This is a genomic window from Chitinolyticbacter albus, assembly GCF_024437655.1.
GTDB lineage: Bacteria > Pseudomonadota > Gammaproteobacteria > Burkholderiales > Chitinibacteraceae > Chitinolyticbacter > Chitinolyticbacter albus.
The window spans coordinates 299,044-321,588 of record NZ_JANBVF010000001.1 but is presented as its reverse complement, the minus strand read 5'-3'; the positions used below and the strand labels follow the sequence as shown (position 1 = coordinate 321,588).

The 22,545-nt window shown below is 63.6% G+C and carries 22 protein-coding genes; 7 read left to right on the top strand and 15 right to left on the bottom strand.

Features of this window, described 5'->3' with window-relative positions; translation table 11 throughout:
* Positions 1-50 precede the first annotated feature (50 nt).
* Positions 51-1,151: a porin gene (locus tag NLI84_RS01575; protein ID WP_255987724.1), complete on the bottom strand. Its 1,101-nt coding sequence runs from the start codon at positions 1,149-1,151 to the stop codon at positions 51-53.
* A gap of 179 nt (positions 1,152-1,330) precedes the next feature.
* On the opposite strand from NLI84_RS01575, the gene astA reads away from it, so the two are divergent.
* Genes astA through astE form a run of 4 tightly spaced genes read left to right on the top strand, consistent with a single transcriptional unit; the run spans position 1,331 to position 6,219 of the window.
* Positions 1,331-2,365, top strand: a complete 1,035-nt coding sequence (astA, locus tag NLI84_RS01570) for an arginine N-succinyltransferase (RefSeq protein WP_255987703.1) — start codon at positions 1,331-1,333, stop codon at positions 2,363-2,365.
* Between the two features lie 3 nt (positions 2,366-2,368).
* Positions 2,369-3,826 (top strand): succinylglutamate-semialdehyde dehydrogenase, encoded by a 1,458-nt coding sequence (gene astD / locus NLI84_RS01565; protein WP_255987702.1) that lies wholly within the window; start codon positions 2,369-2,371, stop codon positions 3,824-3,826.
* Positions 3,827-3,833: 7 nt separating this feature from the next.
* Positions 3,834-5,177 carry an N-succinylarginine dihydrolase gene (gene astB, locus NLI84_RS01560; RefSeq protein ID WP_255987700.1) on the top strand — a complete coding sequence of 448 codons (1,344 nt, stop codon included), beginning with the start codon at positions 3,834-3,836 and terminating at the stop codon, positions 5,175-5,177.
* Between the two features lie 25 nt (positions 5,178-5,202).
* Positions 5,203-6,219 (top strand): succinylglutamate desuccinylase, encoded by a 1,017-nt coding sequence (astE, locus tag NLI84_RS01555; RefSeq protein WP_255987698.1) that lies wholly within the window; start codon positions 5,203-5,205, stop codon positions 6,217-6,219.
* 19 nt (positions 6,220-6,238) lie between these two features.
* Here the strand turns inward: astE and NLI84_RS01550 are convergent, their stop codons facing one another.
* Positions 6,239-7,072, bottom strand: a complete 834-nt coding sequence (locus tag NLI84_RS01550) for a C40 family peptidase (RefSeq protein WP_255987697.1) — start codon at positions 7,070-7,072, stop codon at positions 6,239-6,241.
* Between the two features lie 149 nt (positions 7,073-7,221).
* Between NLI84_RS01550 and NLI84_RS01545 the strand changes: the two genes are divergently transcribed.
* Together NLI84_RS01545 and NLI84_RS01540 are read left to right on the top strand one after the other, a co-directional pair.
* The gene (locus NLI84_RS01545) at positions 7,222-8,907 is read left to right on the top strand and encodes an ABC1 kinase family protein (protein ID WP_255987696.1); all 1,686 of its coding nucleotides are present in this window, start codon (positions 7,222-7,224) and stop codon (positions 8,905-8,907) included.
* Positions 8,904-9,269, top strand: coding sequence for a cupin domain-containing protein (locus tag NLI84_RS01540; protein ID WP_255987695.1), 366 nt, complete (start codon positions 8,904-8,906; stop codon positions 9,267-9,269). The genes NLI84_RS01545 and NLI84_RS01540 overlap by 4 nt, the downstream gene beginning before the upstream one ends.
* On the opposite strand, the gene NLI84_RS01535 is transcribed toward NLI84_RS01540, so the two are convergent.
* The 3 genes from NLI84_RS01535 to NLI84_RS01525 are packed head-to-tail and all read right to left on the bottom strand — an operon-like array spanning position 9,266 to position 10,165.
* Positions 9,266-9,445 carry a hypothetical protein gene (locus NLI84_RS01535; protein WP_255987694.1) on the bottom strand — a complete coding sequence of 60 codons (180 nt, stop codon included), beginning with the start codon at positions 9,443-9,445 and terminating at the stop codon, positions 9,266-9,268. The two genes, NLI84_RS01540 and NLI84_RS01535, sit on opposite strands and share 4 nt — an antisense overlap.
* Positions 9,445-9,744, bottom strand: a complete 300-nt coding sequence (locus NLI84_RS01530; protein WP_255987692.1) for an RnfH family protein — start codon at positions 9,742-9,744, stop codon at positions 9,445-9,447. Before NLI84_RS01530 ends, NLI84_RS01535 begins: the two co-directional genes overlap by 1 nt.
* Positions 9,737-10,165: a type II toxin-antitoxin system RatA family toxin gene (locus NLI84_RS01525; RefSeq protein WP_255987691.1), complete on the bottom strand. Its 429-nt coding sequence runs from the start codon at positions 10,163-10,165 to the stop codon at positions 9,737-9,739. The genes NLI84_RS01530 and NLI84_RS01525 overlap by 8 nt, the downstream gene beginning before the upstream one ends.
* Before the next feature lie 141 nt (positions 10,166-10,306).
* Between NLI84_RS01525 and dnaB the strand changes: the two genes are divergently transcribed.
* A complete protein-coding gene (gene dnaB / locus NLI84_RS01520; protein WP_255987722.1) occupies positions 10,307-11,716 on the top strand; it encodes a replicative DNA helicase in 1,410 nt (469 codons plus the stop codon).
* Positions 11,717-11,783: 67 nt separating this feature from the next.
* Here dnaB and NLI84_RS01515 read toward each other — a convergent pair whose 3' ends face one another.
* From NLI84_RS01515 to ubiG, 10 genes are all read right to left on the bottom strand, one after another.
* Positions 11,784-12,821 carry a porin gene (locus NLI84_RS01515; RefSeq protein ID WP_255987689.1) on the bottom strand — a complete coding sequence of 346 codons (1,038 nt, stop codon included), beginning with the start codon at positions 12,819-12,821 and terminating at the stop codon, positions 11,784-11,786.
* A 265-nt stretch (positions 12,822-13,086) separates the two neighbouring features.
* Positions 13,087-13,884, bottom strand: coding sequence for an indole-3-glycerol phosphate synthase TrpC (gene trpC / locus NLI84_RS01510; RefSeq protein ID WP_255987688.1), 798 nt, complete (start codon positions 13,882-13,884; stop codon positions 13,087-13,089).
* Between the two features lie 2 nt (positions 13,885-13,886).
* Positions 13,887-14,918, bottom strand: coding sequence for an anthranilate phosphoribosyltransferase (gene trpD / locus NLI84_RS01505; RefSeq protein WP_255987721.1), 1,032 nt, complete (start codon positions 14,916-14,918; stop codon positions 13,887-13,889).
* Between the two features lie 42 nt (positions 14,919-14,960).
* Positions 14,961-15,530, bottom strand: a complete 570-nt coding sequence (locus tag NLI84_RS01500) for an aminodeoxychorismate/anthranilate synthase component II (RefSeq protein ID WP_255987687.1) — start codon at positions 15,528-15,530, stop codon at positions 14,961-14,963.
* A gap of 23 nt (positions 15,531-15,553) precedes the next feature.
* Positions 15,554-17,023: an anthranilate synthase component I gene (gene trpE / locus NLI84_RS01495; RefSeq protein WP_255987685.1), complete on the bottom strand. Its 1,470-nt coding sequence runs from the start codon at positions 17,021-17,023 to the stop codon at positions 15,554-15,556.
* A gap of 219 nt (positions 17,024-17,242) precedes the next feature.
* Positions 17,243-18,379, bottom strand: coding sequence for a murein transglycosylase A (gene mltA, locus NLI84_RS01490; protein WP_255987684.1), 1,137 nt, complete (start codon positions 18,377-18,379; stop codon positions 17,243-17,245).
* Positions 18,376-18,639 (bottom strand): PhaM family polyhydroxyalkanoate granule multifunctional regulatory protein, encoded by a 264-nt coding sequence (locus NLI84_RS01485; protein ID WP_255987683.1) that lies wholly within the window; start codon positions 18,637-18,639, stop codon positions 18,376-18,378. The genes mltA and NLI84_RS01485 overlap by 4 nt, the downstream gene beginning before the upstream one ends.
* 72 nt (positions 18,640-18,711) lie before the next feature.
* The gene (locus NLI84_RS01480) at positions 18,712-20,982 is read right to left on the bottom strand and encodes an NADP-dependent malic enzyme (protein ID WP_255987682.1); all 2,271 of its coding nucleotides are present in this window, start codon (positions 20,980-20,982) and stop codon (positions 18,712-18,714) included.
* Positions 20,983-21,174: 192 nt separating this feature from the next.
* The gene (locus NLI84_RS01475) at positions 21,175-21,828 is read right to left on the bottom strand and encodes an HAD family hydrolase (RefSeq protein WP_255987680.1); all 654 of its coding nucleotides are present in this window, start codon (positions 21,826-21,828) and stop codon (positions 21,175-21,177) included.
* Positions 21,825-22,544, bottom strand: a complete 720-nt coding sequence (gene ubiG, locus NLI84_RS01470; RefSeq protein WP_255987679.1) for a bifunctional 2-polyprenyl-6-hydroxyphenol methylase/3-demethylubiquinol 3-O-methyltransferase UbiG — start codon at positions 22,542-22,544, stop codon at positions 21,825-21,827. Before ubiG ends, NLI84_RS01475 begins: the two co-directional genes overlap by 4 nt.
* Position 22,545: the final 1 nt, after the last annotated feature.

Sequence of the window (22,545 nt, the reverse complement as noted above, 5' to 3'; positions counted from 1 at the left end):
CAAACCCCGCCGATGCGGGGTTTGTTGTTGTTACCAGGTTAGCTACAGCATCAGAAACCGGTCCAGGTGCCGACCAGGAAGCGGGTTACATTATCCTCATGCCCGAGGCCGTCGAGCTGGTAGCTCGCATGCATCACGCTAGGTTGTCCTGCATTGTCGAGCATGTGATGGCGCAGCTGCACGAAGCCGACGGTTTGCTTGGAGAGGCTATAGGTGTACTGGAAGTTGACGGCCTGGATACCATCATCGCGCTCGTCGCTATCGGTCTCGCTATCCGCAATGTACTGGTAGGCCAGCGTGAAGTTGTGTTTGCCCGTCGTATAGCCACCGCGCAGCAGATATTGGTCCACGGAGGTCTTGTCGGAACCTGCGGCATGCACATTGGGGACATCACCTTCCCATTCGTGACGTGTATAGGCGCCGCCCACTTCAAATCCATCGCCAAACCGGAATCGACCGCCGATGAAGTACTGGCGCGCCTTGTTGTCGGCGTTGTACAGCCCGCCGCTACCCCAGCCGCTGCCACCGAAACTCGCCGACTCGGAGTCCATGCTTTCGCTGTTTTTGCCCTGGTAGTAGCCGGCATCGATATTGAACGCATCGGCGGCATAGGCGGCGGTCACTTCATAGGCGTTGGCGTCGCCCGTGCCTGCGCCAAGTTCGTACTGGGCGCCAAAAGAGAATCCGGAGAATTTGGGGGAGAGGTAGGTGATGGCGCTCGGGTAAGCGACCTCATGCGCGCCGAAATCGCCAGTCAAATTACTCACGCCATGGGCGCCGTACGGCCAATCCAGCATAGTGAGATAGAGCGTGGAAAACTGGTTGCCAAAGCGGAAGGTACCCACGGAGGTGTCATAGCCTATCCATGCTTCACGCTGCCCCCAACTGTCGAAGCGATAATTGGTGGCCACCTTCTGGGCCAGGCGCCAGGATAGGCTGCTGCCGTCGTCCAGTCGGTCCTTGCCGTCGACATTGACGACGATGGCGATTTCCTGGAGCACTTTGCCTTCGGTATCGGTGTCGGCGAAATTGGCACCGTTATTGGTGCGGTAGAACAAGTCCATTTCGGCAGAGCCGCCTATGCTGACCTCCGCGTGGGCCGAGAATGATGCAAGTGCGACCAGCGTCGCGAGGGGACTGTACTTTAACATGTCATCTCCGGAACAGAATGTGAACAAACAAAAGCTTGCTTGTTTTGCATAGTACTTACGATGTTCGGGGTCAAGCGGCGCGATGATTGCTTGCTTTGCACGGCTTGCTGGGGATAGTCCGCATTGGTCCTGGCAAGGACGGTTGCTACAGTGCAGGCGATACCAGGAGTGCTGCGCCCATGCTGTTCAGAACCATAGCCGCCGATGATCTCGGGGCCTTGCTGGCGCTGGCGAACGAAGCCGGCGTGGGCGTCACCACGCTGCAGCCCGATAGCGAGCGGCTGGCGGCGCGCATCGCGGCGAGTGCGCAGTCGGTCGAAGGCAACCCGGAACTGGGTCATGCCAGCTATGTGTTCGTGATGGAAGACGAGGTCAGTGGCAGTATCGTTGGCAGTTCGGCGATCGAGGCCGCCGTGGGCATGCACGACACCTGGTACAACTATCGCGTGGGCCTGTCGGTGCATTCCTCGCGCGAGCTGGGTATCTATAAGCAGCTTCCCACCTTGTTCCTGACTTCGGACCTGACCGGCGCTTCCGAGCTTTGCTCGCTGTTCCTGCTGCCCGATTGGCGTCGCGACGGCAACGGCGCCTTGTTATCGAAGGCGCGTTTCCTGTTCATGGCCGAGTTTCCGCAGCGGTTCTCCGACCGGGTGATCGCCGAAATGCGCGGCGTGTCCGACGACGCTGGCCGCTCGCCGTTTTGGGAAAGCCTGGGGCGGCACTTCTTCAAGATGGATTTCGCGCGTGCCGACTTCCTCTCCTACGTCGGCAGCAAATCCTTCATCGCCGAGCTGATGCCCAAGTATCCGATCTATACCAGCCTGCTCTCGGAAGAAGCACAGGCGGCCATCGCTGAAGTGCATCCGGCGACGCGGCCGGCGCGCCGCCTGCTGGAGGACGAGGGCTTCCGCTACCAGGGCTATATCGACATCTTCGATGCTGGTCCCAGCCTGGAATGCTCGCTCGCCGACATCCGGGCGGTGCGCAAGTCCGCATGCTTCGATGCGCTGCCGGTCACGAGCGAAGCCAAGGGCGGGTCGGCCTGGCTGGTCAGTAACCGCAGGCTGGGCGATTTTCGCGCCACCATCGCGGTGACCCGGCCGCTGGAGAATACGCTGCCGCTGACGCCAGCCGTGCTGGCGCAACTGAATATCGGCGACGGTGACAGCGTACGCGCCGTGCCGCTCGCTACCGGCAGCAGTCACAAGGAGTAAGCCATGTTGTTGATCAATGGCGCGTGGCGACCAGGTAGCGGTAATGCCTTCGTCTCCCGCAATCCCGTTAGCGGTATCGCCGTGTGGCAAGGGCACGCTGCCGGTGCTGCGGATGTCGCGGCTGCGATTGCTGCCGCCCGTGCCGCGCTGCCGCTGTGGATGGATACCGATCCGGCCGAGCGGATCGCCGTGTGCCGGTGCTTCGCCGATCTGTTGCGTGACAACCAGATGACCCTGGCCGAGACGATAGGTCGCGAAACCGGCAAGCCGCGCTGGGAAGCGTTGACCGAAGTGACGACCATGATCAACAAGGTCGATATCTCGATTCGGGCGCTGGAAGAACGTACCGGTACGAAAGAGGCGCAGCAGGGCGATGCGATGGCGGTGCTGCGACACCGCCCGCACGGAGTGGTGGCGGTATTCGGCCCCTACAACTTTCCTGGCCACCTGCCCAATGGCCACATCGTGCCGGCGCTGCTCGCTGGCAACACGGTGCTGTTCAAGCCCTCTGAGCTGACGCCGCTAGTGGCGCAGCAGACCGCCGAGTTGTGGCTGGCGGCGGGCCTGCCGGCGGGTGTGCTGAATCTGCTGCAGGGCGCGAAGGAAACCGGCCAGGCCCTGGCGGCGCATCCTGGCCTAGACGGCCTGTATTTCACCGGCAGCGCCGCGACCGGTTACCACCTGCACCAGCAGTTCGCCGGCCGACCGGACAAGATCCTGGCGCTGGAGATGGGTGGCAACAATCCCTTGATCGTCGAGCCGGTGTCCGACGTGGTGGCTGCGCTGCATCATGTGATTCAGTCCGCCTACATCTCGGCCGGCCAGCGCTGCACCTGTGCACGACGCCTGCTGCTGCCGCAGGGGGCCTGGGGCGATGCCTTCCTTGCCCGCCTCGTCGAGGTGGTGGGGCAACTGCTGGTCGACACCTGGGACGCCGAGCCCCAGCCGTTCATGGGCGCGGTGATTTCACTGCAGGCCGCCGATGCCTTGTTGGCGGCCCAAGCGTGGCTGATCGAGTGTGGTGGCATCGCCTTGCTGCCGATGCGTCGTTTGCGTGAGGGCACCGCGCTGCTTAGCCCTGGGCTGATCGATGTCAGCACCGTGGCCGAGCTGCCAGACGAGGAATACTTCGGACCCTTGCTCCAGGTGCAGCGCTACGGCGATTTCGATGCCGCGCTACGACTGGCCAATGCCACGCGTTTCGGCCTGGCTGCCGGCCTGATCTCCGACTCCGAGCCGCAATACCGCCACTTCTGGCGCGCCTCTCGCGCGGGCATCGTCAACTGGAACAAGCCACTGACAGGGGCCTCAAGCGCGGCGCCGTTCGGTGGCATTGGCGCCTCCGGCAATCATCGGCCCAGCGCCTATTACGCGGCCGACTATTGCGCCTACCCGGTCGCGTCGCTGGAGGCGGAACAACTGGCCCTGCCGGCGCAATTTCCGCCCGGGCTGATGCTATGAGGCATCCATGAGCGCGTTTGAAGCCAATTTCGATGGCCTGGTCGGCCCGACGCATCATTACGGCGGCCATTCCTTTGGTAATGTCGCCTCGACCGGCAATGCGGGGCAAACGGCCAACCCCAAGGCGGCCGCCAAGCAGGGCCTGGCCAAGATGAAGGCGTTGGTGGATCTGGGCTATCGCCAGGGCGTGCTGCCGCCGCAGGAGCGCCCTGCGGTGTGGGAGTTGCGGCGCCTGGGCTTTACCGGCACCGATCCCGAGCTGTTGCTGGCTGCCGCCGCCGCCCCCCAGCTGCTCTCCAACGTCTCGTCGGCATCGAGCATGTGGACGGCGAACGCCGCCACCGTGAGCCCGTCGGCCGATACGGCCGATCGCCGCGTGCACTTCACCGTCGCCAACTTGCAGAACAAGTTTCATCGCGCCCTCGAACACGCGCAGACGGCTCGCACCCTGCGCGCGATCTTTGCCAACGCAGCGCGGTTCGCGGTGCACGATGCCTTGCCCATGCACGCGGCTTTCGGCGACGAGGGGGCCGCCAACCACACGCGGTTTTGCCGTGGCTATGGCGAGTCTGGAGTCGAATTCTTCGTTTATGGCCGCAAGCACTGGGCCGATGGTCCAGCCCCACAGCGCTACCCGGCGCGTCAGACACTGGAGGCGAGCGAGGCAGTAGCTCGGCTGCATGGGCTGAATCCGGATTACACCGTCTATGCGCAGCAGAATCCGGAGGTGATCGATGCCGGCGTGTTTCACAACGACGTGATCGCGGTCGGTAACCTGGATGTGCTGTTCTGCCATGAGCAGGCCTTTCTCGATCAGTCGACGGTTTATCGCGAGCTCGATGCCAAGCTGGGCGGTGGCCTGCACGTGATCGAGGTGCCGGTGGCCGAAGTCAGCGTTGGAGAAGCAATCAAGAGTTACCTGTTCAACAGCCAGTTGCTCGATGCCGGTAACGGACAAATGCGCTTGGTGGTGCCGGAGGAATGCCGGCAGTTGCCCGCCGTGTGGCGCTATCTGCAGTCCTTGCACGGCCAGGGGCCGATCAGTGAGGTGCTGGTGTTCGATCTCAAGCAGAGCATGCAAAACGGTGGCGGCCCAGCCTGCCTGCGCCTGCGTGTGGCGCTAAACGAGGCCGAGGCCGCGGCGGTGAATCCCAAGGTGTGGCTGAACGACGCGTTGTTCGCCACACTCAACGACTGGGTCGATACCCATTACCGCGATCGGCTGAGTGTGGCGGAACTGGCCGACCCGCAACTGCTGCTGGAGGTGCGCACCGCGCTCGATGTGCTGACGCGCATCCTGGGCCTGGGCAGCATTTATCCATTTCAATACGGTGGAACCGGGCTAAGCTGACGGCTATCCACTTCCCCTTTTACCCATGATGCACGTCACGCACTTCCTGCAACAGACCCTCGCCGGCGACACCGAGACGGCGCTGCCCTACACCCTGCCCAATGGTGTGCGGGTGCAGGTGATGGACGAGGGCGTGGTCCGTTTCGAGCCCAGGGACAGCGAACGCCGCAAGCTCGATCTGGTGATTTCCTGCGGCATACATGGCAACGAGACGGCGCCGGTCGAGCTGGTCGATCGGCTGATCGGCGAACTGCTGCAAGCCGAGATCCGCCTGCGCTCGCGCGTGTTGTTCATTCTGGGCAATGTCGCGGCGCTGCGCGTCGGCGCGCGTTTTGTCGAAACCGACATGAACCGCTTGTTCTGCCGCATTCCGGAAGTGAGCGATGGCATGGAGCAGCGCCGCGCCACCATGCTGGAAATCCACGTGGTGCGCTTCTTTGCCCGGGCGATGCAAGAGGGCAAGCCACGGCTGCATTACGATCTGCATACTGCCATCCACGGCAGCCTGATCGAAAAGTTCGCGATCTATCCGCTGCCACCTGCGGGGCGCGATTTCGATCCGGTGCAGATCGCCTGCTTGGCCGAAGCGGGGATCGACGCGGTGTTGTTGCAATCGACGCCGGCGCCGACGTTCTCGTTCTATTCCAGCCGGCATTGCGATGCGGCGGCATTCACCGTCGAGCTGGGATGCGCCATGCCATTCGGCCACAACCAGGGCATCGATCTGTCGCGCATGGGCGATTATCTGCGCGGCTTGATCGCGGGCGACGTGCCGCAGCCGGAACAGGTACCCGAATCGCAGCAGGTCTATCGCGTTTCGCGCGAGGTGGTAAAGCAGAGCAGCGCGTTCCGCCTGCTGATCGATGGCAAGACCGACAACTTCACCCCGCTGCCGCAGGGCATGCTGCTCGCCGAAGATGGTGAGACGCGCTGGACGGTCGACGAGGCGGACGCGCGCATCATCTTTCCCAATCCGGATGTTGCCGTCGGCCAGCGCGCCGGGCTGATCATCGTGCCGGACCGGCGCTTCAGGGCCGGCTGATCCCAAAAAAACGCCGCGATCAGCGGCGTTTTTTCTTGCTGGCCGATTTGGTCTTGGGCTTGGCACTGCCGCCCGAGCAGACTTCCACGGTCTTGGTCTTGCCCTTCACCTTGCGTTTCTCGGTGCGGCACTTTGCGCTGGCCTTGGGCGCCGCGGCGATCACGGCCACTTCCGTAGGCTGGCCGGCGCTGGCCAGCAGTCCGGCGACATTGAGACCCTCTCCGCTCACGCGGCGGGCGCCGTTCCAGCGGCTCTTCCAGTACGCGATCTGGATATTCTCCACCTGCACGCTCTTGCCGGAGCGTGGCGAGTGAATGAACTTGTCATCGCCCAGGTAGATGCCGACATGCGAGAACGATCGGCCCAGCGTATTGAAGAACACTAGGTCGCCAGGGCGCAGCGATTCGCGCTCCACATCGGCGCCCATGCGGCTCATCGCCAGTGCATTGTGTGGCAGGACCACGTTCATCGCACTCTGGAACACATAACGCACGAAACCGCTGCAATCGAGGCCGGAGCTGGGGTCACTGCCGCCGTACTTGTATTTCACGCCGATCAGACCCATCGCCTGCAATAGCAGTCCCTGGGCCGCGGCATGGTCGTCCGCGGGCTCCGTGCTGCTCTTGGTCGGGGTCCTGTTGCCCCAGCCCGCGCGGCGCTCCCCATCCGGCGTGGGCTGGCTATCGGCGGCGGGCATTTCCATCCCTTTCACCGGTTCGCCACTGCCGTCGACAAGGCGTCCAGCGGGCTCGTTCTGGGCGTGGGGCTGGGCGATCTCATCGGCGGGAACCGGCAGGGCAGCCAGTGCGCCCAGGATCGCGCACAGGGCAAGGTGGCGGCGGTGCAATTTCATGGAGGGCAAATGTATCGATGCTTTTGTAAGCTGTAAAGCACCGTGGCGCGGGGAATCTGCCACGTTGGGCCCGGATCGTGCGCCGTCACGAGCGGCGGCGCGGCGATCCGGCTAGAATCTGGCAACCTGTAGGCCTCAGATGGAGCAATATGCTCAAGGAAACGTTCACCGTGATGCGCGATCTGCCGCGCGTGCGCGAGATCATCGCCGTGCTGATGCGTCATGGCCTCGGCAACCTAGTGCAGCGGCTGGGGCTGGCACGCGGGCTGGAGCGTAGCGCGGATCTGCTGCACCTGCCGGGCAACCACGAGATCGAGGCGCTCGATCCAGCCGTGCGGGTACGCCGCGCGCTGGAGGAGCTCGGGCCGACCTTCATCAAGCTGGGCCAGGTGCTGGCAACCCGCGTCGACGTGTTCCCGCCCGAATGGATCGTCGAGTTCGAAAAGCTGCAAAGCCATGTGCCGGCCTTGCCCTACAGCACCATCGTGGCTGAGCTGACCAATATCCTCGGCGCCGATCCGCACACGGTCTTCACCGAAATCGATCCCGAGCCGGTCGGCTCGGCGTCGATTGCCCAGGTGCACCACGCGCGACTCGCCGGCGGCGAGGAGGTGGTGCTGAAGATCCGCCGCCCGGACATCACCGCCAAGATCGAATCGGACCTGCGCATCCTGCGGCATATTGCCGGACTGATGGAGTTCGAGTTCGCCGACGTGCGCCGCTATCAGCCGGGCAAGATCGTCGATGAATTCGCCAAATCGCTGCGGCGCGAGCTCAACCTGTCGGTGGAGGCGCGCAATCTGGAGCGCTTCGCGCAGAACTTCGCTGCCCAGACCGATATCGTCATTCCCACCATCTACTGGGACTACACCAGCGAGCGGCTCAACGTGCAAAGCTGGGTCGGCGGCGTGGCCGGCAACCAGATCGAGCAACTGGCCGTGCTCGGCTACGATCGCAAGGTGCTCGCTGCACGCGGCGCCGATGCGGTGCTGAAAATGGTGCTGATCGACGGCTACTTCCATGCCGATCCGCACCCGGGCAATGTGAAGTACCTGCCGGGCGATCGCATCGCCTTTCTCGACTTCGGCATGGTCGGCCGCCTGCCGCACCCGCGGCGGGATCAGATCGTCGACCTCTTGGCGGCGCTGGCCGAGCGCGACGAGCGTGGCATCCTCAATGTGCTGATGGACTGGACCGGCGACGTGGTGGTCGACGAGGAAAAGCTCGCCGCCGATATCGCCGACTTCATGTTCAACTACGAGAACCTCTCGCTGAAGGACATCCAGTTCGGCCATTTGCTGAACGACGTGGCGGTGATCATGCGCGAGCACGAGATCACGCTGCCGTCCGATCTCACCTTGCTGTTCAAGGCGCTGATCACGCTGGAAGGGCTGGGTCGCCAGCTCGACCCGGATTTCCAGATGGTGCATCACCTCACGCCCTTCGTGCGCGAGGTGATCATTGCGCGCTATCACCCCAAGTCACTGCTCAAGTCGGGCAAGGCCTCGCTCATCGAAGCCGCCGGGCTGCTGATCGGTTTGCCGCGCGACGTCGGCAAGCTGATCAAGCAGGTGCGGCGCGGCCAGTTCAAGGTCGATCTCGATCTGAAGCGGCTCGATCATTTCGGGGTCCAGCTCTCCAGGAGCGCCAACCGCCTGACGATGGGCATCGTCACCGGCGCGCTGATCATCGGCTCGTCCATCGTGATGACGGTGAAATCCGGCCCCATGCTGTTCGGGCTGCCAGCGCTGGGCTTCATCGGCTTTCTGATCGCCTTTCTCAACACGTTGTGGATCATTTTCTCGATCTGGGTATCGAGCAAGGAAGAGCGTTGAGTACCAGTGCGCATATCGTCGCGTTGGGCGGCCCCCAGCCCGAGCCTGTATACGATCGCCCCCGACCCGAGCGCCTGGTCAGTGGCAACCCGCTGCGCACCACCTGGGAATATTACGCCCAGCGCGGCGTATCGAGCGGCATCTGGGCCTGCGAGGTCGGCAGCTGGAACATCCGTTTCGCCGACGACAAGGACGAATTCTTCTGCGTGATCGAGGGTCGGGTGCGGTTGCGCAACGAGACGGGCGAGGTACTCGAGCTCGGCCCAGGCGAGGCAGCCGTCATCCCCTGCGGTTTCGTTGGTCGCTTCGAAGTACTCGAGCCTGTGCGCAAGTATTTCGTGGTGGTGGAGCGGGGCGGCTAGCGTGTGCTGCCGGTGTCGCAGCGTGGCGGATCGCCTAGCCAGGCGCCACCCGCATCCAGGCAACGGTCGCTGCCCCAGAAATTCTTCAGGTGACCGAGGAGCACAAACGCAATCACGGCGACACCGCCGGCGAGCAGCGCGCCATAGAGCGCGATCTGCCGGGTTCGCCAGGGCATCACTTTTTCTTGCTCGAGCGATCGTCGGCCACGCGTTGCCGCCGCACTTCCTTGGGGTCGGCGGTCAGCGCCCGATAGATTTCCACCCGATCGCGATCACGCAGCACCGTATCGGGCTTCACGATCTTGCTGAAGATACCGATGCCGTTGCGGGCGAGGTCGATCTCGGGAAAAGCGGCCAGCAGGCCGGACTGGACTATGGCGGCTGCGGCGGTGCTCCCGGCCGGGAGCGTCAACGCCACCAGTCTTTGCTCATCCGGGCGGGCGTAGACCACCTCGACGCGGATGTGATCAGCCATAGAGCTGGTCGGCGCGGGCAATGAACGCGTCGACGAAGGTCGAGGCAATCTTGCTGAACACGGGGCCGATCACGGTTTCCAGCGTGCGGCTGGAGAATTCGTAGTCGAGCTCGAACTCGATGCGGCAGGCGTCTTCCATCAGCGGGGTGAACTGCCACAATCCCTTCAGCGCCTTGAACGGGCCATCGATGAACTCCATGTCGATGCGGTTCTCACTCTTGATGTCGCGGGTGCGAAAGAACGATTTCACGCGCAGGAATTCGATGCGCAAGGTGGCGTCGAGCAGGGTTGCGCTGCGCTCATGCACCTCGACACCGCCGCACCAGGGCAGGAACTTGGGGTAGTCTTCGACGCGATCGACCAGCTGGAACAGGTGTTCGGCCGAATGGGTAACCAGGACGGACTTGCGAATGCGCTGCATGGGGTGAATGGCATCGCCGGGAGGGGGCGGCACTGTTAGAATGGCCTGCCGTTTTGTAGTGCCAGACCGATGACCGAGCATCCTACCGCCACCGCCTACGGGCTGCAACCGAACGTCCCGCTCGCGGAGCCAGATTACGCGATGAGCTCGTACGCGATGGGCGCCGCCGGCGAGGTCGCCGCTATCAAACTGCCGCCGCATTCGCTGGAGGCGGAGCAGTCGGTGCTCGGCGGCCTGTTGCTGGAGAACCAGGCGTTCGACAAGGTGGCCGATGTGCTCGCCGAGAGCGATTTCTATCGCGACGACCATGCGCGCATCTGGCACCACATCCTCAAGCTGATCGAGCACAACCGCCCGGCCGACGTGATCACGGTGGCCGAGTCGCTCGACAACGCCAACGAGCTGACCTATGTCGGCGGGCTCGCCTACCTGGGCTCGCTGGTCGCCAATACGCCATCGGCCGCCAATATCCGCCGCTACGCCGAGATCGTGCGCGAGAAATCGGTGATGCGCCAGCTCGCCAGCGTCGGTACCGAGATCGCCGATTCGGCCTACAACCCGAACGGCCGCGATGCCGCCGAAGTGCTGGACGAGGCCGAGTCGCGCGTATTCCAGATTGCCGAACAGCAGCAAAAGGGCAAGCAGGGCTTCATCGCCATGCCGCCCATCCTCAAGGAAATCGTCGAGCGCATCGATTACCTGTACCAGCAGGACAACCCGTCCGAAGTGACCGGCGTGGCGTCGGGTTTCATCGACCTCGACAGAATGACCTCGGGGCTGCAAAAGGGCGATCTCATCATCGTCGCCGGTCGCCCCTCGATGGGCAAGACCGCGTTCTCGGTGAACATTGCCGAGCACGTCGGTTGCGAGCTCAGGCTTCCGGTGGCCATCTTCTCGATGGAAATGGGCGCGGCCCAGCTCGGCATGCGGATGGTCGGCTCGATCGGTCGCATCGACATGCACAAGCTCAAAACCGGCCGCTTCGAGGACGAGGACTGGATGAAGCTTACCCACGCGGTGAACAAGCTCTCCGAGGCGCCGATCTATATCGAGGAAACCGGCGCGCTCACCGCGCTGGACCTGCGCACCCGCGCGCGTCGGCTGGCGCGGCAGGTGGGCGGCCAGCTCGGGCTGATCGTCATCGACTATATCCAGTTGATGGCGGGGCGCACCGGCGGTCGCGATCAGAACCGCGCGTCCGAAGTCTCGGAAATCTCGCGCTCGCTCAAAGCTCTGGCCAAGGAATTGCAGGTACCCATCATCGCGCTGTCGCAATTGAGCCGGCAGGTGGAAAGCCGTACCGACAAGCGCCCGATGATGTCCGATTTGCGCGAATCGGGCGCCATCGAACAGGATGCCGACTTGATCATGTTCATGTACCGCGACGAGTACTACAACCCGGATTCGCCGCACAAGGGCTTGGCCGAATGCATCCTGGGCAAGCACCGGAATGGCCCGGTAGGCAAGGTGCCGCTGGTGTTCAAGGGCATGTACTCGCGCTTCGAGAACGCGCTGATCCGCCCGGAGGGGTGGTCGAGCGATCTGGAGTAGAACGGATACAGGGGCAGATCAAAAAAAGGGGGGAGCAAAGCTCCCCCCTTTTTTACGTCGCTTCTGCTTAGAAGTCGGTACGCACACCCAAGGCGACGATACTCAGGTCGGTGCCATTGGTCACGGTCAGGGCCGGACCTTCGGTCTTGAACTTGGAATTTTCATCGTTATCGAGCTTGGTGTAGGTCAGGTAGACACGCGATTGCTTGGACAGGCTGTACTGACCGCCCAGCGTGATTTGCTGTGCGCCGGAATCTTCAACATTGTCGAGATCATCGGCAAACAAATAAGCACCCTGGATGGTGAATTTGCCGAACTTGTAGGTGCCGGCGATCGCGTAGCTATCCTGATCCGCGTCCGTGGTGCCATTGTCGAAGTTGGCGCGCTCCCACACCGCGCTGATCGAACCATCGCCCAGCTTTACCGTACCGCCGAATTGCAGGCCTTCGTTCGATGCATCGGCGGCCTTGGTGCCCAGCTTCGATTGATCGTCGGCCAAGGCATAGGCAGCACCGACGCTGAACGTGTCGTTGCTATACGAGCCGGCCAACGCAGCGGTGGTGGCATTCAGACCATCGGTGCGGTCCGGATCAAGATTGTAGCTGGCCTTGACCTTGAAACCGCCCCAGCTCGGGCTGTCGTAGGCGATGACTTGCGGCTGGCGATCGCCCAGGCGGCGCAGGATCTGGTCCTTGCCGTAGTAGCTGGCGTCGTCGTTGAACACGGCTTCCAGCGCTTGCAGGTAATCGGCCGAGGCCAGCTTGTAGGCGTTGTCGCGCTTGCCGAATGCCAACAAGCCCAGGTCGCTCTTGTAGCCGATGAAGGTGTTGCGCGAGCCCCAGCTGGTGTCGCTCGAGCCAACGCCGACATTGAAGCGGCTTTCCAGATGCACCAGCACCGAAGCACCATTGTCCAGCTTGTCTTCGATCTTGAAGTAGATGCGCGACGATTGATCCGCAATGCGGAACTGGCTGTCTTTCTCGCTGCTGCCGCCGTAGTCGACGTAGTCGAGCGCCGAGCGGGCGCTGCCGCCGATGGTCACGTCAGCGAAGACGAGCGGGGTGGCAAACGCGGATGCCAGAGCGAGGGCAATCAGCTTCTTCATTCTTAGTTTCTCCTGTTGCATGAAAGTCACCACGTGGCTTGCACGGTGGCGATGGATCCGGTCTGGCAGCGGGATCGCCGCCTTAACACCCCCGGAGCATATCCGGGGCGTCTTTTATTTCAAAATAACATAAAGGAATTTGTTCTTATTCGAAAGTTTGTGTTTCTGTCCGAATGAACAGGAGCGAGGATAGAGGCCGTGCATGACGCTTATATGACAACGCCCGCTTAAGCGGGCGTATTGGCGATTTACCTAGCGTTGAGTACTACTGAGCTGAGAACAAGGCTTGTAGCGCCTTGCCGGGGTGTGGCTGTCGCATGAAGGCCTCGCCGACCAGAAAAGTATGGACTGCATGTTGTTGCATCAGTGCAACATCCTCTGTTGCATGTATGCCGCTTTCGGTCACCACGATGCGATCGCTCGGGATGCGCTCGAGCAGGCCCAGCGTGGTATCGAGGCTGACCTCAAAGCTGCGCAGGTTGCGGTTGTTGATGCCCACCAGCGGTGTTTTCAGTTGCAGTGCAGCGTCGAGCTCCTCGCCGTTGTGCACCTCGACCAGCACCGCCATCCCCAGCGCCTGGGCAATGGCTTCGAAGTCGCGCATTTCGGCAAGGCTCAGCTCGGCGGCGATCAGCAGCACGCAGTCGGCGCCCCAGGCGCGCGCCTCAAAGAGCTGGTACTCGTCGACCATGAAGTCCTTGCGCAGTGCCGGCAAGGTGGAGGCGCCGCGGGCGGCCTTGAGGAAATCGGGATGGCCCTGGAAGTAGGGCGCATCGGTCAGTACTGACAGGCAAGCCGCGCCGTGGGCGGCATAGTCGGCGGCGTGCTCGGCCGGGTTGAAGTCGGCGCGGATCACGCCCTTGGAAGGGCTGGCTTTCTTGATCTCGGCAATGACCGCGGCCTGTTTGGCGGTGTGCTTGGCACGGATGGCGCCGACGAAATCGCGCAGGTCGCCGCCATTGGCCTCGGCCTGTTCACGGATTGCGGCGAGCGGGATGGCGCGGCGGGCGGCAGCGACTTCCTCGCGCTTGGTGGCCCAGATTTTCTTCAGGATGTCGGACATGGTCACTGCTTCGCAAACTGTTGGGTGAACCGGACCAGCGCGTCGAGCTTGGCGCGCGCGGCGCCGCTCTTGAGCACCTCGTTGGCGGCGCTGATACCGTCTTCCAGCGTCACGGCGAGGTTGGCGGTATAGATGGCGGCGCCGGCGTTCAAGAGCACGATATCGCGGCAGGGGCCGGCTACGCCGGCGAGCACGTCGTCGATGATGGTTTTCGATTGCTGCACATCACCGGCATGCAGTGCCTTCACTTCGCAGAACTCGAAGCCCAGTTCGCGCGGGTCGAGTTCGTACTCGGTGATCTGGCCGTCCTTGAGCTCGGACACCAGCGTCTTGTCCATCAGGCTGATCTCGTCGAGCCCGTCGCGGCCATGGACGATCATCACGTGCCGGGAGCCGAGCTGCTTGAGCACACGGGCCTGGATGCCGACGAGATCGGGATGGAACACCCCCATCAGTTGGTTGTCGGCGCCAGCCGGGTTGGTCAGCGGCCCGAGGATGTTGAAGATGGTGCGCACGCCCATCTCGCGGCGGATCGGTGCAACGTACTTCATCGCCGGATGATGGTTGGGTGCGAACATGAAGCCGAGGCCGACTTCGTCGATGCAGTGGCCGGCCTGCTCCGGCGTGAGTTGCAGATTGACGCCGAACGCTTCGAGCACATCGGCCGAACCGGAGCTCGACGACACCGAACGCCCGCCATGCTTGGCAACCTTGACCCCGGCGGCTGCGGCCACGAAGGCCGAGCAGGTGGAGATATTGAACGTGTGCGCGCCGTCGCCCCCAGTGCCACAGGTGTCGACCAGATGGCGGCGATCGGCTACCTGCACCTTGGTCGAGAACTCACGCATCACGGTGGCGGAGGCGGCGATCTCGGACACGCTCTCGACCTTGGTGCGCAGGCCCATCAACAGCGCTGCGGTCTGCACCGGGGTGATTTCGCCGGTCATGATCTGCCGCATCAGGTGCAGCATCTCGTCGTAGAACAGCTCGTTGTTGTCGATCAGGCGATTGAGGGCCTGCTGGACGGTGATCATCATGCTTCTCCTAGGCAAGGCATCGACATGGTCGTGCCTGGCTCAGCCATGTTCCTTGAGGAAGTTGTCCAGCATCGCGTGGCCGTGTTCGGTCAGGATCGATTCCGGGTGGAACTGCACGCCCTCGATCGCCAGCGTCTTGTGACGCACGCCCATGATCTCGCCGTCTTCGGTCCAGGCGGTGACTTCCAGGCAATCGGGCAGCGATTCGCGCTCGATGGCGAGCGAGTGGTAGCGGGTGACAGTGAACGGCGAGGGCAGGCCGCGGAATACGCCCTGGCTGGTGTGCTCGATGGGCGAGACCTTGCCGTGCATCAGCGTCTTGGCATGGATCACCTTGCCACCTAGCGCCTGGCCGATGGACTGGTGGCCGAGGCAGACGCCCAGGATGGGCAGCTTGCCGGCGAAGTGCTGGATCGCCGGCACCGAGATGCCCGCCTCGGTCGGTGAGCACGGCCCGGGCGACACCACCAGATACTTGGGGGCGAGCGCTTCGATCTGGTCCAGCGTGATCTCGTCGTTGCGGTAGACGCGCACGTCCTGGCCGAGCTCGCCGAAATACTGCACCAGGTTGTAGGTAAACGAGTCGAAATTGTCGATCATCAGCAGCATGGCAGTATCCTCTTGATCCGGAATCAGGCGTCGAGCCCGCGTTGAACCAGTTCGGCGGCGCGCAGCACGGCGCGGGCCTTGTTCAACGTCTCCTGCCATTCGCTGTCGGGGACAGAGTCGGCGACGATGCCGGCGCCGGCCTGCATGAACAGCGTGTCGTTCTTGACCACGGCGGTGCGCAGCGCAATCGCCACGTCCATGTCGCCGTTGAAGCCCAAGTAACCGACTGCGCCGGAATAGACGCCGCGCTTGGTCGGCTCCAGCTCGGCGATGATCTCCATTGCCCGCACCTTGGGCGCGCCGGAAACGGTGCCGGCGGGGAAGGTGGCCTTGAGTACGTCGATGGCACTCTGGCCTTGCTTCAACTTCGCTTCGACGCTGGAGACGATATGCATCACGTGCGAGTAGCGCTCGATGATCATCTTGTCGATGAGCTTGACCGAGCCCGTTTCGGCGACGCGGCCGGCGTCGTTGCGGCCCAGATCGATCAGCATCACGTGCTCGGCGATTTCCTTGGCGTCGGCCAGCAGCTCCTCGGCCAATGCTTCGTCGTGTTCGCGGTTCTTGCCGCGCGGGCGGGTGCCGGCGATCGGGCGCACGGTGACGGTTTCGCCTTCGAGCCGGACCAGGATCTCCGGCGAGGCGCCGACGATGTGCATGTCGCCGAAGTGGTAGAAGAACATGTAAGGCGAGGGGTTGATCGAGCGCAGCGCGCGATAGAGCGCCAGCGGCTCCTGTTCGAACGGCATCGTCATCCGTTGCGCCAGCACCACCTGCATCACGTCGCCGTCGCGGATGTATTCCTTGGCCTTGAGCACGGCGGCCTTGAATGGCTCCTCGCCGAACTCCGATACCGGTGTGGTGACGGCTGGCGCCGGTCCACTGAACGGCACGGCGACGGGTTCGCGCAGCTTGAGCCGCAGCGCGTACAGGCGCTCCTCGGCGCGGGCATAGGCATCGGCTTCGCTCGGGTCGGCGTAGACGACGAGGTAGAGCTTGCCCGAGAGGTTGTCGACGACGACGAGCTCTTCGGAGAGCAAGAGCTGGATGTCCGGCGCGCCGATGGGGTCGGGCTTGTGTTGCCCGGCCAGCTTCTTCTCGATGTAGCCTATGGTCTCGTAGCCGAAATAACCGACGAGGCCGCCGAGAAAGCGCGGCAGGTTCTCGCGGTGCGGCGCCTTGAAGCGCGCCTGGAATTCGGCAATGAAATCGAGCGGATTGCCCTCGAAGGTTTCGATCACCTGGTCATCACGGATCACGTCGACGTGGCGGCCCGTTACGGTGAGGCGGGTGCGCGCAGGCAGGCCGATGAAGGAGTAGCGGCCAAAGCGCTCGCCACCGACGACGGATTCGAGCAGGTAGGAATAGGGGCGGTTGGCGAGCTTGAGATAGACCGACAGGGGGGTATCGAGGTCGGCGAAGAGCTCAAGGATCACAGGGACGCGGTTGTAGCCCTGCGCGGCAAGTGCCGCGAATTGTTCACGGGTGGTCATGACGAACTCCGAACGACAAGAAAGAAGGCGGTGAAAGAGGCTTGCGGGCCGTTATTGCCAGCGACGCCATCGCCATTCGAGCCAGATATCGTTGGAGTGAAAAGCCATGATATGCGGGAAAACCACGAATTGAAGTAAGCCTGCATCTTGCCCAAGCGGGCGCGGGTGGTCAACTTCGGCATACCCCCCGCATGACTTGGGCATCAAAGTCGCAACGGCCTATTGCGGCGGGGCGGCGTCGCGTGGCCAGAGCAGCCACAGCTTGCCTGGCTGCTTCATCCGGCCGGCGAGCTCCCCGGCCGCGTCGCCGGTGCCATAGAAGAAGTCGGCACGGACCTGGCCACGGATCGCGCCACCGGTATCCTGGGCGGCGGCCAGCCGTTGCAGTGGCGCGCCATCGGGCGTGGTGGTGGCGATCAGCATGGGGCTGCCCAGTGCCACGGTCTTGGGATCGACCGCCAGGCTGTAGCCCGCCGTGAGCGGCACACCCAGTGCGCCGATCGGGCCCTCACTGGAAGCGGGCAGCGCGCGGAAGAATACGAAGCTGGGGTTGCTGGCCAAGAGCTCGGCCATGCGAGCCGGGTTGGCGCGGGCCCACTGGCGTATCGATTGCATCGACACTTCGCTCGCTGGCAGCACGCTTTGTTCAACCAGCCAGCGACCCACCGGTTTGTAGGGATGGCCGTTCTGGTCGGCGTATCCGAGGCGCAGTTCGCTGCCGTCGGCCAGCCTGACCCGGCCCGAGCCCTGCACCTGCATGAACTGCAGATCCATGGCATCGGTCAGCCAGGCCAGAACCGGTGCGTTCGCGCCGCTGGCCTGGATGGCGCCGGCATCGGCATAGGGCACCAGCTTACGGCCCTCGATCCGCCCGCGCAGCCGCTTGCCCTTGAGCTCCGGATAGAGGCTGGCGAGCTCAACCGTGATCAGGTCGTCCGGCACGCCATAGACCGGCACGCTGGCCGCGGCGCTGCGCTCGCGGCTGCCCGGGTAGACCGGCTCGTAATAGCCGGTGATCAGCCCGCTATCGCTGCCATCGTCGTTGCGCAGCGCGTACGGCGTGAGCCGGGACTGCAGGAATTCGCGGACCGCCGTTGCGTTCGGTGTGACCTTGGCCGCGTCGACGCAAACCGGCTTGAATGCGGCCTCGCGCGCCTTGCCGCAGTGGAGGCGCCATGTATCGAAGCCTGCGACAAGATCGGCCTCCGCAATGTTCGGCAACGCCGACCAGTCGGACGCTTGGTAGCGGGCGACAGGGGTCGGCGTGACTGGCGCGCTCGGGGTTGGGGGAGTGGTGGTGCAGGCGGCCAGCCACATTGCCGTGGCCAGCAGGAGAGCAAGAAGAGGGCGTGTCATGCGTCTTGGTCTGGCGGATGGCCCTTGGGTTCCAGTCCTTGCTTGAACGCAGCCAGCCCGGCCTTTTGCATTTCCAGTGTCTTGATCGTCATTTGCAGCATGCCGACCTGCATGGAGAGCCATTGCTCGACCGTGCGGCATTCGAGGATCTTGCGATCGAGCTCCTCTTCGCTGAGCGGCGGCATGAAGGGGTTGGCATTGCCCGGCTTGAAAAACTGGCCGAAGAAGCCGAATGGATCGCTGGGGTTGAACTCGCTCATGGCGGCCTCCGTCGGGGCGCGTCAAGGTGCGCCTGCCGCCATTGTAGGCGGCAGGATGCACGATGGCGATGATTAGGATTGGGTCGCGGCTTCCACGGCGGCGAGTGCCGACATATTGACGATGCGTCGCACCGAGGCGGTAGGAGTGAGGATGTGTGCCGGCGCGGCGATGCCGAGCAGGATGGGACCGATGGTCACACCGTCGCCCGCCGAGGTCTTGAGCAGGTTGAACGAGATATTGGCGGCGTCGATATTGGGCATCACCAGCACATTGGCCTCGCCCTTGAGCGTGGAGTTCGGGAACACCTGGGCGCGGATATCGGCCGACAGCGCGGCATCGCCGTGCATTTCGCCATCGATCTCCAGATCCGGCGCGCGCTCGCGCACCAGCGCCAGCGTCTGCTGCATCTTGCGCGCCGAGCTGCTATCGAGCGTGCCGAAGCTGGAGTGGCTCAGCAGAGCCACCTTGGGCTGGATGCCGAACTTGCGCACGGTGTTGGCCGCCATCAGCGTGATCTCGGCCAATTGCTCGGCAGTTGGATCGGTGTTCACATAGGTGTCGGCGATGAAGATATTGCCACCCGTCATCAACAGCGCATTCATCGCAGCGGTGGTGCTCACGCCCGGTTCGCGCCCCAGCACGTTCTGCAGATACCAGTGGTGGCGATGGTACTGGCCGTGGGTGCCACAGATCAGCGCATCGGCCTCACCGCGTTTCACCATCAGTGCGCCGATCAGCGTGGTCTTGCCGCGCACCTCGGACTTGGCGAGCTCCTCGGAAACGCCGCGTCGTTCCATCAGCTGCAGGTAGGTGGTCCAGTATTCACGGTAGCGCGGATCGTCCTCCGGATTGCACAGCTCGAAATCGACTCCCGCCTTGATGCGCAGCCCCGCCTGCTCGATCCGCATCTCGATCACGCGCGGGCGGCCGATCAGAATGGGGTAGCCGAGCTTCATGTCGACCACTTCCTGCACCGCATGCAGCACGCGCGCGTCCTCGCCTTCGCAGAACACGATGCGCTTTTGCACTTTGCGCGCGGCGGAGAACACCGGACGCATGAACAGGTTGGACTTGTAGACGAACTGTTGCAGCTCCTCCATATAGCTGCCCATGTCGGCGATCGGCCGGGTGGCGACACCGGCATCCATCGCCGCCTGCGCCACGGCCGGGGCGATCTTCACGATCAGGCGTGGGTCGAACGGTTTGGGGATCAGGTAATCCGCGCCGAAACGCAGGTTCTGGCCGACATAGGCATCGGCGACCACGTCGGACTGCTCGGCGAGCGCGAGCTCGGCGATGGCATTCACCGCCGCGAGCTTCATGCTCTCGGTGATGGTGGTGGCACCCACGTCGAGCGCGCCGCGGAACATGAAGGGGAAGCACAGTACGTTGTTCACCTGGTTCGGATAGTCCGAACGACCGGTGCAGACGATGGCGTCGGGCCGCGCCGCGCGCGCCTCCGGCGGCGTGATTTCCGGGTCCGGGTTGGCCAGCGCCAGGATCAGCGGGTTGGCGGTCATGACCTTGACCATCTCGGCCGATACCAGGCCCGCGCCAGAGAGGCCGAGGAAGATATCGGCACCGGCGATGGCGTCGTTCAGCGTGCGATGCGGCGTGTCACGCGCATAGCGCTGCTTCGTCTCGTCGAGTCCGCTGCGGTCGCTGTGGATCACGCCCTTGGAGTCGCACACCAGCACGTTCTCGGGTTTGATACCGAGCGACACCAGCAAATCGAGACAGGCTATGGCCGCGGCGCCGGCACCGCTGGCCACGAGCTTGACCGCGCCGATGTCCTTGCCGACGAGACGCAGGCCATTCTTCACGGCGGCGCCGACGATGATGGCGGTGCCGTGCTGGTCGTCGTGGAACACGGGGATCTTCATGCGCTCGCGCAGCTTCTTCTCGACGTAGAAGCATTCGGGCGCCTTGATGTCCTCAAGGTTGATGCCACCAAAGGTCGGTTCCAGGCTGGCGATGATTTCAACCAGCATTTCCGGGTCTTTCTGTTCGATCTCGATATCGAACACGTCGATACCGGCAAACTTCTTGAACAGCACGCCCTTGCCTTCCATCACCGGCTTGCCGGCAAGCGGCCCGATATCACCGAGGCCCAGCACCGCGGTGCCGTTGGTGACTACGGCGACGAGGTTGCCGCGCGCGGTCAGGTTGCGCGCCTCGTTCGGGTCTTCGACGATGGCCATGCACGCTGCGGCGACACCTGGCGAGTACGCCAGTGCCAGATCGCGCTGGCTGGAGAGTCCCTTGGTCGGCACCACCTGGATCTTGCCCGGGCGTGGCAGCCGGTGATACTCCAGGGCTTTCTTCTTCAGTTCCTCGTCCATTGCGTGTCCCAAGCCGAGTCCGGCTAGTTCAAGTGGTTTCTTAAATGCTGGACGCGCACACCGGTGAATACAAGCTAGGGTTTTGCCGGATGGATGCGTTTGGGATGGCAGAGGGGCTGCAGCCCGGCGCATTGCGACCGGACAGAGCCGCGCGGTGGTGGTTGGTACGCGTGCATTGGTAGCAAACGGGGATCAGACTGGCAGATGCGGCAGCAATTCGAGCGGATGGCTGATGCTGAAGTCGGCGCCCCATTCGTGCGGGCGGTCGGAATTGGCGATATAGCCCCAGCCAGCGAGCACCGTCTTCATCTGAACGGCACGGCCAGCTTCGATATCGCGCTCGGCGTCGCCCACGTACCAGCACAGGTTGGCTGGCACACCAAGCTGTTCGGCCGCAAAGCGCATGGGCTTGGGGTCGGGCTTGGCCACGCCGACGGTGTCGCCGGAAACGGTGACCGCAGGGGGTACCGGCCAGGCCAGCTGCGCCACCAGCGGGTCGGTGAAGCGGGCAGGCTTGTTGGTGATGATGCCCCAGGCCAGGCCTCGGCTCGCCAGTTGCTCGATCAGCGGAATGATGCCGTCGAACAGCGTGGTCTCGGCAGTGAGACGGGCTTCGTAGTGATCGAGAAAACGCTGGCGCAGCTCGGCAAAACGCGGATCGGCGGGCGTGACCCCCAAGCCCAGCTCCAACAGGCCGCGTGCGCCGTGGCTGGCGATGGGGCGGATGGCCGAATAGGGCTGTATCGGCAGGCCTTCCTCGAGCAGCAGGCGGTTGAGCGCGCCGCCGAGATCGGCCGCGGTGTCGGCCAGCGTGCCGTCAAGATCGAATAGAACGGCCTTGATCATGCTGGCTTCCGGCAGGCGACGAGGTAGTTCACGTCGGTATCGCCGCCGAGCTCGTAGATGCGGCCAAGCGGCTTGTAGTGCAGCCCCGTGAGGCTGACCGTATCGAGCCCCGAGGTACGTGTCATGCGGCCCAACTCGGACGGCTTGATGAAGCGGGCGTAGTCGTGGGTGCCGCGCGGCAGCATGCCGAGCACGTATTCGGCGCCGAGTACGGCGAGCAGATAGCTCTTGGCGTTGCGGTTCAGCGTGGAGAAGAACACCCAGCCGCCGGGGCGGGCGAGCTCGGCACAGGCGGCGACCACGCTGGCGGGCGAGGGCACATGTTCCAGCATCTCGAGGCAGGTGACCACGTCGAAACTGGCGGGGGCTTCGGCGGCGAGCTCCTCGACCGGCACCTTGCGGTAGTCGATGACGAGATTCGATTCCATCGCGTGCAGCTTGGCGATCTTCAGCGATTTATCGGCCAGATCGATGCCGGTGACCTGCGCGCCGCGCTGCGCCAGCCCTTCGGAGAGGATGCCACCGCCGCAGCCCACATCGACCACCTGCTGCCCCGAGAGCGGCACGTGCTGTTCGATGAAGTCGAGGCGTAGCGGATTGATGTCGTGCAGCGGCTTGAACTCGCTCTCCTTGTCCCACCACTTGTGGGCGAGGGCGGAAAACTTGGCGAGTTCGGCGGCGTCGGCGTTGACGGAAGGGCTTGCGGTATCGGACATG

Excerpts from the sequence above, each read along its gene's own strand:
- NLI84_RS01575 (WP_255987724.1), bottom strand. The coding sequence starts at position 1,151 with ATGTTAAAGTACAGTCCCCTCGCGACGCTGGTCGCACTTGCATCATTC.
- astA (WP_255987703.1), top strand. The coding sequence starts at position 1,331 with ATGCTGTTCAGAACCATAGCCGCCGATGATCTCGGGGCCTTGCTGGCG.
- astD (WP_255987702.1), top strand. The coding sequence starts at position 2,369 with ATGTTGTTGATCAATGGCGCGTGGCGACCAGGTAGCGGTAATGCCTTC.
- astB (WP_255987700.1), top strand. The coding sequence starts at position 3,834 with ATGAGCGCGTTTGAAGCCAATTTCGATGGCCTGGTCGGCCCGACGCAT.
- astE (WP_255987698.1), top strand. The coding sequence starts at position 5,203 with ATGATGCACGTCACGCACTTCCTGCAACAGACCCTCGCCGGCGACACC.
- NLI84_RS01550 (WP_255987697.1), bottom strand. The coding sequence starts at position 7,072 with ATGAAATTGCACCGCCGCCACCTTGCCCTGTGCGCGATCCTGGGCGCA.
- NLI84_RS01545 (WP_255987696.1), top strand. The coding sequence starts at position 7,222 with ATGCTCAAGGAAACGTTCACCGTGATGCGCGATCTGCCGCGCGTGCGC.
- NLI84_RS01535 (WP_255987694.1), bottom strand. The coding sequence starts at position 9,445 with ATGCCCTGGCGAACCCGGCAGATCGCGCTCTATGGCGCGCTGCTCGCC.
- NLI84_RS01530 (WP_255987692.1), bottom strand. The coding sequence starts at position 9,744 with ATGGCTGATCACATCCGCGTCGAGGTGGTCTACGCCCGCCCGGATGAG.
- NLI84_RS01525 (WP_255987691.1), bottom strand. The coding sequence starts at position 10,165 with ATGCAGCGCATTCGCAAGTCCGTCCTGGTTACCCATTCGGCCGAACAC.
- dnaB (WP_255987722.1), top strand. The coding sequence starts at position 10,307 with ATGAGCTCGTACGCGATGGGCGCCGCCGGCGAGGTCGCCGCTATCAAA.
- NLI84_RS01515 (WP_255987689.1), bottom strand. The coding sequence starts at position 12,821 with ATGAAGAAGCTGATTGCCCTCGCTCTGGCATCCGCGTTTGCCACCCCG.
- trpC (WP_255987688.1), bottom strand. The coding sequence starts at position 13,884 with ATGTCCGACATCCTGAAGAAAATCTGGGCCACCAAGCGCGAGGAAGTC.
- trpD (WP_255987721.1), bottom strand. The coding sequence starts at position 14,918 with ATGATCACCGTCCAGCAGGCCCTCAATCGCCTGATCGACAACAACGAG.
- NLI84_RS01500 (WP_255987687.1), bottom strand. The coding sequence starts at position 15,530 with ATGCTGCTGATGATCGACAATTTCGACTCGTTTACCTACAACCTGGTG.
- trpE (WP_255987685.1), bottom strand. The coding sequence starts at position 17,023 with ATGACCACCCGTGAACAATTCGCGGCACTTGCCGCGCAGGGCTACAAC.
- mltA (WP_255987684.1), bottom strand. The coding sequence starts at position 18,379 with ATGACACGCCCTCTTCTTGCTCTCCTGCTGGCCACGGCAATGTGGCTG.
- NLI84_RS01485 (WP_255987683.1), bottom strand. The coding sequence starts at position 18,639 with ATGAGCGAGTTCAACCCCAGCGATCCATTCGGCTTCTTCGGCCAGTTT.
- NLI84_RS01480 (WP_255987682.1), bottom strand. The coding sequence starts at position 20,982 with ATGGACGAGGAACTGAAGAAGAAAGCCCTGGAGTATCACCGGCTGCCA.
- NLI84_RS01475 (WP_255987680.1), bottom strand. The coding sequence starts at position 21,828 with ATGATCAAGGCCGTTCTATTCGATCTTGACGGCACGCTGGCCGACACC.
- ubiG (WP_255987679.1), bottom strand. The coding sequence starts at position 22,544 with ATGTCCGATACCGCAAGCCCTTCCGTCAACGCCGACGCCGCCGAACTC.